This window comes from Caulobacter sp. 602-2, from assembly GCF_011043625.1.
Classification (GTDB): Bacteria; Pseudomonadota; Alphaproteobacteria; order Caulobacterales; family Caulobacteraceae; genus Caulobacter.
Genome location: NZ_JAAKGT010000008.1, coordinates 196,386 through 208,964, shown reverse-complemented (window position 1 = coordinate 208,964; position 12,579 = coordinate 196,386). Strand labels below are relative to the sequence as shown.

Annotated in this window: 7 protein-coding genes and 1 pseudogene; 2 read left to right on the top strand and 6 right to left on the bottom strand. The window is 68.6% G+C overall.

Annotated features, from left to right (window positions below):
• Together G5B46_RS16910 and G5B46_RS16905 are read right to left on the bottom strand one after the other, a co-directional pair.
• Window positions 1-168 (bottom strand): annotated as a pseudogene (locus G5B46_RS16910) (dicarboxylate/amino acid:cation symporter); the annotation flags it as partial.
• 137 nt (window positions 169-305) lie between these two features.
• Window positions 306-512, bottom strand: coding sequence for a hypothetical protein (locus G5B46_RS16905; RefSeq protein ID WP_058346819.1), 207 nt, complete (start codon window positions 510-512; stop codon window positions 306-308).
• A 226-nt stretch (window positions 513-738) separates the two neighbouring features.
• Here G5B46_RS16905 and G5B46_RS16900 point away from each other — a divergent pair, with 226 nt between their 5' ends.
• Complete coding sequence (locus G5B46_RS16900) at window positions 739-3,738, top strand: TonB-dependent receptor (protein ID WP_165260575.1); 3,000 nt, start codon at window positions 739-741, stop codon at window positions 3,736-3,738.
• A gap of 120 nt (window positions 3,739-3,858) precedes the next feature.
• Here the strand turns inward: G5B46_RS16900 and G5B46_RS16895 are convergent, their stop codons facing one another.
• Window positions 3,859-4,125 carry a DUF4880 domain-containing protein gene (locus tag G5B46_RS16895; RefSeq protein WP_165260573.1) on the bottom strand — a complete coding sequence of 89 codons (267 nt, stop codon included), beginning with the start codon at window positions 4,123-4,125 and terminating at the stop codon, window positions 3,859-3,861.
• 223 nt (window positions 4,126-4,348) lie between these two features.
• Here G5B46_RS16895 and G5B46_RS16890 point away from each other — a divergent pair, with 223 nt between their 5' ends.
• Window positions 4,349-4,711, top strand: a complete 363-nt coding sequence (locus tag G5B46_RS16890; RefSeq protein ID WP_165260571.1) for a CZB domain-containing protein — start codon at window positions 4,349-4,351, stop codon at window positions 4,709-4,711.
• Window positions 4,712-4,834: 123 nt separating this feature from the next.
• Here G5B46_RS16890 and G5B46_RS16885 read toward each other — a convergent pair whose 3' ends face one another.
• Genes G5B46_RS16885 through G5B46_RS16875 form a run of 3 tightly spaced genes read right to left on the bottom strand, consistent with a single transcriptional unit; the run spans window position 4,835 to window position 12,575 of the window.
• Entirely contained in the window at window positions 4,835-6,259 is a 1,425-nt protein-coding gene (locus G5B46_RS16885) for an efflux transporter outer membrane subunit (RefSeq protein WP_165260569.1), read from the bottom strand.
• Window positions 6,256-9,456 (bottom strand): efflux RND transporter permease subunit, encoded by a 3,201-nt coding sequence (locus tag G5B46_RS16880; protein WP_165260567.1) that lies wholly within the window; start codon window positions 9,454-9,456, stop codon window positions 6,256-6,258. The genes G5B46_RS16885 and G5B46_RS16880 overlap by 4 nt, the downstream gene beginning before the upstream one ends.
• The gene (locus G5B46_RS16875) at window positions 9,453-12,575 is read right to left on the bottom strand and encodes a multidrug efflux RND transporter permease subunit (RefSeq protein WP_165260565.1); all 3,123 of its coding nucleotides are present in this window, start codon (window positions 12,573-12,575) and stop codon (window positions 9,453-9,455) included. Before G5B46_RS16875 ends, G5B46_RS16880 begins: the two co-directional genes overlap by 4 nt.
• Window positions 12,576-12,579 lie beyond the last annotated feature (4 nt).

Sequence of the window (12,579 nt, the reverse complement as noted above, 5' to 3'; positions counted from 1 at the left end):
CGGCGCGATGATCATCTTGATCAGCCGCAGGAAGATGTCGGTGATCAGAGACAGGCCCGAGGCGGCCGACTTGGCCCCTTCGGCGTCCAGGAACTGGTTGCAACCCCAGCCGACGAGCACCCCCAGCACCATCGCGCCGACGATCAGATAGGCGAAGCGTTTGTTCATGAAGGAGCCTTTGCGCACGCGGCGAACGCGCCGGGCGTCGCCGGGACGTCCGTGAAGCGCGTGGATTTTGGGAAAGGAAAGGACAGCGGGCGCGGCGAGGCCGGCCCGTCGGCGTCAGGAGCGCAGATGCGCGAAAGTCAGGATGCGGCGGCCTTCTGCAGGCGCTCGTAGCGGCTCAGCAGCCGCTCCCAGGTGACGCGCTTGATCGGCTCGCCACGGCGCAGCTTGGTCCAGGTCGTCTCGCTGATGCCGTAGACGTTGTTGAGGTGCTCGCGGGTGATGGCGGGCAGGCGGCTCTTCAATCGCTCGAAATGTTCGGCGGGGATCTGGATCACGTCCGGCATGGCGGTCCCGTAGCTCTGTTCAAGAGGCCGACATGAGCGGCCCGCATCTATCAAGACGCAGCCGACCTGCGTTTCCTCACGTCCGAAAGCAAAAATTTTTCCCCTTACCAATCCGTGACTTGGCTCTACGGCAAAAAGTTGTCGGGAAGGTGTGGGTTCGGAAACAGGCTGCGTCTTGAGGATCGGAAGCGCGAGGGGCGCGACCCAATCCAAAGGGGATGCAAGTATGCGATCGAGGACCTTGAAGCGGATGATGGCCGGCGGCTGCGCGTATGGCGCGCTGATGCTCGGCGTCGCCCACGCCCAGGAGGCCGCGGCCCCCGAAGAGCCCCAGGCCGTCGAGGCCGTCGTCGTCACCGGCTCGCGCATCGCCCGCCAGGACTACGTGGCCAACAGCCCGATCCAGACGGTCGGCGCCGCCGCCATCGAGGCCACCGGCCAGGTGACGGTCGAAAAGGCCCTGTCGCAGATGCCGCAGTTCACCGGCTCGTTCGGCCAGGGCAACACCGGCTCGACGAGCACGGGCCTCAACGGCGGCCAATCCTACGCCAGCCTTCGCGGTCTGGGGGCCAAGCGCACCCTGATCCTGCTCGACGGCCGCCGCCTGCAGCCGTCCAACCCCGATGGTTCGGTCGACCTCAACATCATCCCCGAAGCCCTGATCGAGAACGTCGAAGTCATCACCGGCGGCGCTTCCACCGCCTACGGCTCGGACGCCACCGCCGGCGTCGTCAACTTCAAGCTCAAGCGCAGCTTCAACGGCCTGACCGCCGACGCCCAGTACGGCATCTCCGAGAAGGGCGACGCGGAGTCGTTCCGCTTCTCGATCACCGGCGGGTCGGACTTCGCCGAGGGCCGCGGCCGGGCGGTGCTGTCGTTCGACTACACCAACCGTGACCGCGCCCTGCAGAGCGCCCGCGACTACTACATCTTCCGCACCTCGGCGCCGGGCCTGTCGACCATCCCGCAAGGCACGGTGCTGTTCGGCGCCAACCTGCCGACCCTGGCCTCGATCAACAGCCTGTTCCAGGGGACCTACGGCACCGCCGCGCTCACCGGCAACAGCGCCGGCCGCTACACCGGCCAGATCGGCTTCAACACCGACCAGACCCTGTTCTCGACCTCGGGTGTGCCGGTCCTGAACTTCCGCGACCCGCAGACCGACAACGCCTACATCGTCAACGCCAACGCCGCCGGCACCTCCCAGCAGGTGAACTTCGGCTACAACGGCAGCTCGATGCAGTCGGACCTCGACCGCTACGCCGTGTTCGCCAAGGTCGACTACGACCTGACCGACAATCTGAAGTTCTTCTCGCAGTTCACCTTCACCGACTACGTCTCGGTGGGCGTGTCGAACCCGACCCTGGCCTCGAACGTCTACGGCCTGACCGTTCCGGTCACCAACCCGTTCATCCCGACCGACTTCCGTCCGATCCTGGCCTCGCGCCCGACCCCGAACGCCGCCTTCACCTTCTACAAGGCGCTCGATATCCTGGGTCCGCGCATCCAGAAGTACAGCTACGACGTCTTCCAGTTCACCAACGGCCTGTCGGGTGAAACCGGCTTCAAGGACTGGACCTGGGACGGCTACGTCTCGTTTAGCCGCGCCAAGTTCGACAACGAACAGACCGGCGGCGCCAGCGCCAGCGCCATCTCGCGCCTGCTCAACAGCCCGACCGGCGGCACGGAATACTGCGCCGGCGGCTGGAACCCCTTCGGCAACCTGACGCCGTCGGTCGAGTGCGCCCGCTACATGTCGCGCCGCACCCTGAACCAGAACACTCTCGAGCAGCGCATGGTCGAGGTGAACGTCTCCGGTTCGCTGTTCGACCTGCCGGCCGGCACGGTGAAGTTCGCCGCCGGCACCGACTACCGCTCCAACGAATACACCTTCAAGCCCGACAGCCAGCTGAACCAGCCCGACGGCACCAGCGACATCCTGGGCTACAGCGTGCTGCGCGACGCCTCGGGTTCGGTCGACACCTATGAAGTCTACGGCGAACTGCTGGTGCCGGTCCTGAAGGACCTGCCGTTCATCCAGGAGTTCAACCTCGACCTCGGCTACCGCTATTCCGACTACAGCTCGGTGGGCGGGGTGCAGACCTACAAGGCCGACTTCGACTGGAAGATCGTCGAGCCGGTGCGCCTGCGCGGCGGCTACAACCGCGCCATCCGCGCCCCGAGCGTCGGCGAGCTCTACGCGCCGGTCTCGACCGGCTCGGTGGCCATCGGCACGGCCTCGTCGACCACCACCAACGGCGACCCCTGCGACGTGCGCTCGTCGTATCGCACCGGCGCCAACGCCGCGGCCGTGCGCAGCCTCTGCCTGGCGCAGGGCGTGCCGACCGCGATCATCGACAGCTACCAGCTGGGTACGGCCCAGGTGTTCGCCCTCACCGGCGGCAACCCGGACCTGCAGGAAGAAACCGCCGACACCTACTCGTTCGGCGCGGTCCTGCGCTCGCCGTTCGACACCCCGCTGCTCAGCCGCCTGACGGCCTCGATCGACTGGTACGACATCAAGGTGAAGGACGCGATCGGCAGCCTGTCGATCGTCAACGCCTTCCAGTTCTGCTTCAACTCGGGCGGCTCCAACCCGACCTACGACCCCAACAACTACTACTGCTCGCTGCTGACCCGTAACTCGGCCAGCGGCGTGCCGACCAATCCGGTCCAGCCGCTGCTGAACCTGGGCCAGTTCCAGACCACCGGCGTCGACGTGCAGGTCGACTGGAGCTTCGACTTCGCCGACAGCGCCCTGGACATGATCCCGGGCTCCTTCGCCCTGAACGTGGCCCTGGGCTACACCGACAAGTTCAAGATCCAGAACCTGCCGGGCGCGCCGGTCTACGACTATGTCGGCACCATCGGCACGGGCGTGGAAAGCACCGCCGGCACCGCTCACCCGAAGTGGAAGTCGGTCACCTCGGGCACCTACACCTGGGGTCCGGCCAGCCTGGGCCTGCGCTGGCGCTGGATCGAGGCCATGGAGAACTCGGCCAAGGTCGTCACCCCGACCAGCACCTCGCGCGGCGTGAAGGCCTACAACGCCTTCGACCTCAACGGCCGCGTCGAGCTGCCTTGGGACACCGCCCTGCGTTTCGGCGTCAACAACCTGTTCGACAAGGCTCCGCCGCAGGTGGGCGACACCGAGGGCAACTACGACCCGCAGAACTACGACGTGCTCGGCCGCTCCTACTACGTGGGCATCCGCAAGCGCTTCTAGGTTCGATCCAAGTCCCGGGCGCGCTTCTCCCCCTTTGCGCGTCCGGTGCTCGCCGCCCAGTCAGCCCCGGCGGCGGCGAGGAAGGGCGCCGGTCTTGGCGGACCGGCGCCCTTTTCGCGTTCAGTGGATCAGCAGGCTTGCGGCCGCCATCAGGCCGCCGGCTCCCAGGGCCAGCGCGCCCAGGATCGGCCAGGGCGAGGCCGGCGTGGGCGGATCCCAGCTGGCGATCTCAGCGTCGACGGCCTTGACCGCCTCGAAGGCGTCGCGGCGGCGGGGATGGGCCACCCAGGTCTCGAACTCCTCCTGGTCGCCTTGCCCGGCTTCGGGCGAACGCAGGCGCTCCAGCCAGGCGGCGGCTTCGCGGACGTCGTCTTCGGTTCGGGTCATGCGCACTCACTCCTGACCACGATCATGCGGGTGGGTGTTGCGTGCGTGTTTCGTGCGGGACGCGCCGCGATATCGCCGGCTGTCCTTCGACCCTCTGTTCCCAGAACAGATGCGCTACCAGGCTGCGGGACGGTTTCTTCAAACCGCAACCTTGCCGCAACACTGGCGAAACCGACGGCCGCCATGCCCCGGCTTCCGCTGGCTATGCGCGTGGGGCGTGCTCATGGACTTCCTGGAACAGACGACGTTTCACAACCGCATCTGCGAGGACCTGGAGGCCGCCATGGCGGCGGGCGGCAAGGTCGACGCCGCCGCGATCCGGGCCGAGCGGACCTGCGCCGCCGGCCAGTGGCTGCACGGCGAGGGCCACAGGCGCATGCCGGGCAGCCACCTGCACCTTCACTGCCTGGAGGCCCATCGCGACTTCCACCGCATCGCCGGCCAGGTGGCCGAGCAGATCAACCGCGGCGCGATGGCCGACGCCCGCCGCGCGGTGCGCAACGGCGGGGCGCTGGCCGGCGCCAAGGCCGAACTCGCCGCCGCCCTGCGCAAGCTGCGCGTGGCGATGGAAACGTCGGCGGGGTAGGGGGGCAGGCGCCTTGCGTCCTTCGAGGCTCCCCTTCGGTTCGTACCTCAGGATGAGGAAGTCAGTGCACTGAAGTCCTCATCCTGAGGCGCCCGCGCAGCGGGCCTCGAAGGACGCAAGGCCTCACAGACCCGTCCACCCCCCGCCGATCGCCTGCACCAGGGCCACGGCCGCCGTCTGGCGCGAGACCCTGGCGGAGGCCAGGTCGCGGCGGGCCGACAGGGCCGAGGCCTGGGCGGTGACGACGTCGGTATAGGCCACCTGGCCGGCGCGATACTGGTTCAGCAGCATCTGCTCGGTCTGGTCGGCGGCCTTGGAGGCGGTCTCCAAGAGGGCGTACTGGCGCTCCAGCACCCGCACCGCCGTCAGCTGGTTCTCCACGTCCTGGAAGGCGGTCAGCGCGGTCTGGCGATAGTCGGCGGCGGCGGCGTCGTACGAGGCGCGGGCCTGGGCGACCTGGGCCTTGCGGGCGCCGGCGTCGAACAGGGTCTGGGCCGCCGACAGCCCCAGCGACCAGGTGTTGGCCGAGGCCGAGAACAGGTCGCCCAGCACGCTGGCGGTCGAAGTGCCGCTGCCGCTGAGGGTGAAGGTCGGGAAGTAGGCGGCGCGGGCCACGCCGATCTGGGCGTTGGCGGCGGCCACGCGGCGTTCGGCGGCGGCGACGTCGGGACGGCGCTCCAGCAGCGCCGAGGGCAGGCCGACCGGGATCTCGGGCACGCTGGCCGTCCAGTTCGGATCGGCGGCGATGCGGAAGGCGCTGGCCGGCTGGCCGACCAGCACGGCGATGGCGTTCTCGTAGGTGGCGCGGGTCTGGGTCAGGCCCTCCAGGTTCGACTGGGCGTTGGCCAGGGTGGTCTGGGCCTGCAGCACGTCCGAGCGCGGGGCGATCCCGGCGTCGTAGCGGTTCTGGGTGATCTTCAGGCTGCGCTGGTAGCCCTCGACGCTGGCCTGGACGAGGGCGATCTCGATGTCGCTCTGGCGCAGGCCAAGATAGCTTACCGCCAATTCTCCCTGGGCCGACAGCTGGGCGGCCGCCAGGTCGGCGGCGCTGGCCTGGGCGCTGGCGTCGGCGTTGCCGATCGAGGCGCGGATGCGGCCCCAGACGTCGGGCTCCCAGCTGGCGCCGATGCTGGCGGAGTAGCGCTTGGTGTCGCCCGAGCTGGTGGCCCCGCCGGCGCCCGGCGCGCTGCTGGTCCCGCCGCCGCCCGAGCGGGTGCCCGAGGCCGACAGGTCGATGCTGGGAAACAGCGATGCGCGCTGCTCCTTCACCAGGGCGCGGGCCTGGCGATAGGCGGCCTCGGCGGCGGCGATGGTCTGGTTGTCGACCTTCACCCGCTCGGCCAGGGCGTTCAGCTGGGCGTCGCCCAGCAGGGTCCACCAGTCGCCGCGGTCCAGGTGATCGGCCGGGGCGGCGGCCTTCCAGCCGTCCATCGCCTTCCACGTGGCGGGCGTGGGCGCGGCCAGCTTTGGCGTCTCGTAGGCCGGCGTCGTCGAGCAGGCGGTCACGAGCGCCAGCAGGGGCAGGGCGATCAGCAGGCGGGCGGTCATCGGGCGAGCTCCGGCGCGGAGGGCATGTGGGTCAGGTCGCGCTCGTCGCGCCGCTTGCCGCGCAGGCGGTCGAGATAGACGTAGACCACGGGGGTGGTGATGAGGGTCAAAAGCTGGCTGGCGATCAGGCCGCCGATGATGGTGATGCCCAGCGGCCGACGCAGTTCGGCGCCTTCGCCGAAACCGATGGCCAGGGGCAGGGCGCCCAGGGCGGCGGCCAGGGTCGTCATCAGGATCGGACGGAAGCGCAGCAGGCTGGCCTCCCGCACTGCTTCGATCGCCGTCAGGCCCCGGCCGCGCTGGGCCTCCAGGGCGAAGTCGATGATCAGGATGGCGTTCTTCTTGACGATGCCCAGCAGCAGGAACACCCCGATCAGGGCGATGATCGAGAACTCCATGTTGAAGATCAGCAGGGCCAGCACCGCCCCGACGCCGGCGGCCGGCAGGGTGGACAGCACCGTCACCGGGTGGACGTAGCTCTCGTAGAGGATGCCCAGCACGATGTAGATCGCCACGATGGCCGCCGCGATCAGGAACGGCTGCTGCTTCATCTGCTCGTTGTAGCTGCGGGCGCTGCCCTGGAAGCTGCCGCGCACGCTGGTCGGCAGGCCGATGTCGGCCTCGGCCTGGGTGATGGCCGCCTGGGCCTGCGACAGCGACACGCCTTCGGGCAGGTTGAACGACACGGTGGTCGCCAGCTCGCCGTTCTGGTGGTTGACGCTGGTGGGGGTGGCGCTCTGGGCGACGCTGGCGATGGCAGTCAGCGGCGTCATCGGCGTGGCCGTGGTGTTCAGCGCCGAGCCGGTGGAGGCGTCGCGCAGCGACGGGTTCACCGCCGCCCCGCTGCTGCTCGACGTGGTGGTCGAGCCGCTGGCCGAGGTCGGCACATAGACGTCGTTCAGCGCCTCGGGGCCCTGGGCGAACTGCTGCTGCCACTCCATGATCACCGAGTACTGGTTGACGTCCTCGTAGATCGTCGCGACCTGGCGCTGGCCAAAGGCGTTGTAGAGGGCGTTGTCCACCGCCCGGGGCGTGACCCCCATGCGCGAGGCGCTGTCGCGGTCGATGGTGACGAAGGTCTCGACGCCGTTTTCCGACTGGTCGCTGTCGACGTCGGTCATGACGTCGGAATGCTCCTTCATCGCCTCGGCCAGCTTCGGCGCCCATTCCTTGAGGGCGTCGCTGGAGTCGCTGGTCAGGGTGTACTGGTAGGTCGAGTTGCTCGACCGGCCGCCCATGCGCAGGTCCTGCACCGGGTTCAGGAAGATTGAGACGCCCGTCACCTTCTGCAGCTGCGGCCGCAGGCGGGCGATCACCGCGCTGCCCTTCTCTTTGCGCTCGCTGGCGGGCTTGAGATTGACGAACATGAAGCCGCCGCCGGCCCGGGCGCCGCCGGTGAAGCCCACCACGGTGTCCACCGCCGGGTCCTTGCGGATGATCTCGACCACGGCGCGCAGCTTCTGCTCCATGGTCTGGAACGAGACGCTCTGGTCGGCGCGGATGCCGGCCATCAGCTGGCCGTTGTCCTGCTGGGGGAAGAAGCCCTTGGGCACGGCGATGTAGAGCCAGATGGTCATGCCGATCACCGCCACGAGCATGAACATCACCAGCGGCTTGGCGTGCAGCGCCCAGTCCAGCGAGTGGGCGTAGATCGCCTGCAGCTTGTCGAACATCCGCTCGAAGAAGCGGGCGATGCGGCCTTCCTTGTGGCCCTCGGGACGGGCCTTGAGCAGGTAGGCGCACATCATCGGCGTGGTCGTCAGGCTGATGACCAGCGAGATCAGCACCGCCGCCGACAGGGTGACGGCGAACTCGCGGAACAGCCGCCCCACCTGGCCGCCCATGAACAGCAGCGGGATGAACACGGCCACCAGCGAGACGCTGATCGACAGCACCGTGAAGCCGACCTCGCGCGCGCCCAGGGTGGCGGCCTTGAAGCGGTCCATGCCCGCCTCGATGTGGCGCTGGGTGTTCTCCAGCACGACGATGGCGTCGTCGACGACGAAACCCGTGGCCACGGTGATGGCCATCAGGCTGAGGTTGTTGAGCGAGAAGCCCAGCAGGTACATCACCCCGAAGGTGCCCAGCAGCGAGACGATGGTCGCCGCCGCCGGGATGAAGGTCGCCCGGCCGCTGCGCAGGAAGGCGCTGACCACCAGAACCACCAGCACGATCGAGATCAGCAGGGTGACCTCGATCTCGTGCAGCGAGGCGCGGATCGAGTTGGTGCTGTCGCTGGCCACCTGCACGTTGATGTCGCCGGGCAGCTGTTCGCGCAGCTCGGGCAGGGCCGCGCGCACGCTGTCGACGGTCTCGATGATGTTGGCCCCCGGCTGGCGGGTGATCAGCACGATGATCGCCGGCTTGCCGTTGAACAGGCCGATGGTGCGGGTGTCGGCGACGCTGTCGGTGACGCTGGCCACGTCCGACAGCTTGACGCCCGCCTCGCCGCGCCAGGCGACCAGCAGGCCGGCGTAGTCGGCCGCCTTGCGGCCGCTGCTGGAGGTGTAGATCTGGAAGCGCTTGCCGTCGCCCTCGACCGCGCCCTTGGGGCGGTTGGCGTTGGCCGACTGGATGGCCGCGCGCACGTCCTCCAGGCTGACGCCATACTTGTTGAGCAGGAACGGATTGACCGAGATCCGGACGGCCGGCAGCGAGCCGCCGCCGATCTCGACGTCGCCGACGCCCTTCACCTGCGAGATGCGCTGGGCCACGACGTTGGAGACCGCGTCGTAGATCTGGCCGGGGGTCTTGGTGTCGGAGGTCAGGGCCAGGATGATCACCGGCGCGTCCGACGGGTTCATCTTGCGGTAGGTCGGGTTGCTGCGCAGCGTGGCCGGCAGGTCGGCGCGCGCGGCGTTGATGGCCGCCTGCACCTCGCGCGCGGCGCCGTCGATCTTGCGGTTGAGGTCGAACTGCAGGGTCACCCGTGTCGAGCCAGACGAGCTCTGCGAGGTCATCTCGTTGACGCCGGAGATCACGCCCAGGCGGCGCTCCAGGGGCGTGGCGACGCTGGAGGCCATGGTCTCGGGGCTGGCCCCCGACAGGCTGGCCGACACCGAGATGGTCGGATAGTCCACCTGCGGCAGCGGCGAGACCGGCAGCACGAAGAAGGCGAAGATGCCGGCCAAAGCGAGGCCGATGGTCAAAAGGACCGTCGCCACCGGACGGCGGATGAAGGGCGCCGACAGGTTCATGACGGCAGCCCCGGCAGCGGCTGGTCGACGCGGTCCTCGTCACTCTCGTCGCGGCGCTTCTTGCCCGAGGGCGCGATGCGGTCGAAGGCGAGATAGACGACGGGCGTCGTGAACATGGTCAGCAGCTGGCTGACCAGCAGGCCGCCGAAGATGGCGATGCCCAGCGGACGGCGCAGCTCGGCGCCTTCGCCGAAGCCCAGCATCAGCGGCACGGCGGCGAACAGGGCCGCCAGCGTGGTCATCAGGATCGGGCGGAAGCGCAGGATGGCGGCCTGGAAGATCGCCTCTTCCGGCGACTTGCCCTCGTTGCGCTCGGCCTCGATGGCGAAGTCGATCATCATGATCGCGTTCTTCTTGACGATGCCGATCAGGAGGATGATGCCGATGATCCCGATCACGCCCAGGTCATGGCCGGTCAGCCACAGCGCCAGCAGCGCGCCGACGCCGGCCGAGGGCAGGGTCGACAGGATGGTCAGCGGGTGGATGTAGCTCTCGTAGAGCACGCCCAGCACGATGTAGACGCAGACCACGGCCGCCAGGATCAGCCACAGCTGGTTGGAGAGCGAGTTCTCGTAGGCCCCGGCCGCGCCCAGGAAGGTGTGGCTCACCGACGAGGGCATGCCGATGTCCTTCATCGCCGCGCGGATCTCGTCGACCGCATGGCCCAGCGACACGCCCGGCGCGGTGTCGAAGCCGATCGTGGTGGCCGGGAACTGGGCCACGTGGGTCACCTGCAGCGGCGACTGCTGCTCCTTGATGGTCGAGAAGGCGGCCAAGGGCGTCGGCGAGCCGCCGCCGGTGCGCAGGTTCAGGTTCCCCAGCGAGGCCGGGTCGGTCAGCAGGCCGGGCTTGGCCTCCAGGATCACCCGGTACTGGTTGGTCTCGGTGAAGATGGTCGAGACGATCCGCTGGCCGAACGCGCTGTAGAGGGCGTCGTCGACGTCGGACGCCGTGATCGAAAGCCGGGCGGCGGTGTCGCGGTCGATGTCGACATAGGCCGCGGCGCCCGTGGCCGAGGCGTCGCTGTAGATGTTGCGCACGGCCTTCACGGTCGCCAGCTTTTCCGACAGCTTGCCGGCCCACTCCTTCACCGTGGCGGTGTCGGCGCCTTCCAGCGACAGGCGGTACTGGGTCGGGCCGCTTTCGGCGTCGATGGTCAGGTCCTGGGTCGGCTGGAGATAGAGGGTGACGCCGGGCACGCCGGCCACGCGATCGCGCAGCCGCTGCATGATCTTCTCCTGCGAGCCCTTGCGGTCGCCCTTCAGGTTGATCTGCATCTGGCCGGTGTGGAGCATGCTGTTGTTGGCCCCGTCGACGCCGATGAACGACGCCACGCTGTCCACGGCCGGGTCCTGCAGGATCGCCGCGGCCGCCTGCTGCTGCAGGCCGGCCATGCGCTCGTAGGACACCGACTGCTCGACCTCGGTGCGGGCCTGCAGCTGGCCGGTGTCCTGGGTGGGGAACAGGCCCTTGGGGATGACCATGTAGAGCACGCCGGTCAGCACCAGGGTGGCGACGGCGACGACCAGGGTGGCCTTCTGGCGGGCCATGACCCAGGCCAGCGCGGTCTCGTAGCGGGCCTCGATCCTCTCGAAGACCTCCTGGGCCTTGCGGCCGACGCGGCCGGGCTTGTCCTCTTCGTGGCTCTTCAGCCAGCGGGCCGACAGCATGGGGGTCAGGGTCAGCGACACCACGGCCGAGATCAGGATGGTGATCGCCAGGCTGACGGCGAACTCGCGGAACAGGCGCCCGACCACGTCGCCCATGAACAGCAGCGGGATCAGCACCGCGATCAGCGAGATGGTCAGCGAGATGATGGTGAAGCCGATCTCGCGCGCGCCTTTCAGCGCCGCCTGCATCGGTTTCTCGCCCTTCTCCATGTGGCGGATGATGTTCTCGATCATCACGATGGCGTCGTCGACGACGAAGCCCGTGGCGATGGTCAGGGCCATCAGGGAGAGGTTGTTGAGGCTGTAGCCCAGCAGGTACATCACCCCGCACGAGCCGATCAGCGAGATCGGCACGGCCAGGCTGGCGATCACCGTGGCGCGCAGGCTGTGCAGGAAGAAGAAGATCACCAGCACGACCATCACGACGGCCAGGATCAGCTCCAGCTCGACGTGGTGCACCGAGGCGCGGATGCCGGTGGTGCGGTCGGCCAGCACCTCGACCTTCAGCGTCGCGGGCAGACCCGCCTGAAGCTCGGGCAGCTTTTCCTTGATGGCGTCGACGGTCTTGATGACGTTCGCGCCCGGCTGGCGCTGGACGTTGACGATGATCGCCGGGGTCTTGCCGGCCCAGGCGCCCAGGCGGGTGTTCTCGGCGCTCTGCACCACATTGGCCACGTCGCGGATGCGGATCGGGGCCTCGTTCTTGTAGGTGACGATCAGGTTCAGATAGTCGTCGACCGTCAGCAGCTGGTCGTTGGCGTTGATCGTGTAGGTGCGGGTGGGGCCGTCGAAGCTGCCCTTGGCGCTGTTGGCGTTGGAGTTGTCGATGGCGCTCTGCAGCTCGGCCAGGGTCAGGCCGTAGGAGGCCATGGCCTGCGTGTCGGCCTGGATGCGGATGGCCGGCTTCTGGCCGCCGCTCAAGGACACCAGGCCCACGCCCGAGACCTGGCTGATCTTCTGGGCCAGGCGGGTGTTGACCAGGTTCTGCACCTCGGTCAGCGGCAGGGTGTCCGACGTGATGGCCAGCGTCAGCACCGGCGCGTCGGCCGGATTGACCTTGGCGTAGACCGGCGGGGCGGGCAGGTCGGCCGGCAACAGCGAGTTGGCCGCGTTCATCGCCGCCTGCACTTCCTGCTCGGCGACGTCGAGGGTCTCACCCAGGTTGAACTGCAGGGTGATGACGCTGGCCCCGGCCGTGCTGACCGAGCTCATGCGCGCAAGGCCCGACATCTCGCCCAACTGGCGTTCCAGCGGGGCGGTGACGGTCTGGCTCATCACCTCGGGGCTGGCGCCCGGATAGAGCGTCTGCACCTGGATGGTGGGATAGTCGACCTGCGGCAGGGCCGACAGCGGCAGCAGCCGGAAGCCGACGAGGCCGGCCAGCACGATGGCCGCCATGAACAGGGCCGTGGCGACTGGCCGCTGGATGAAGGGGCGTGAGGGGTTCATCGGC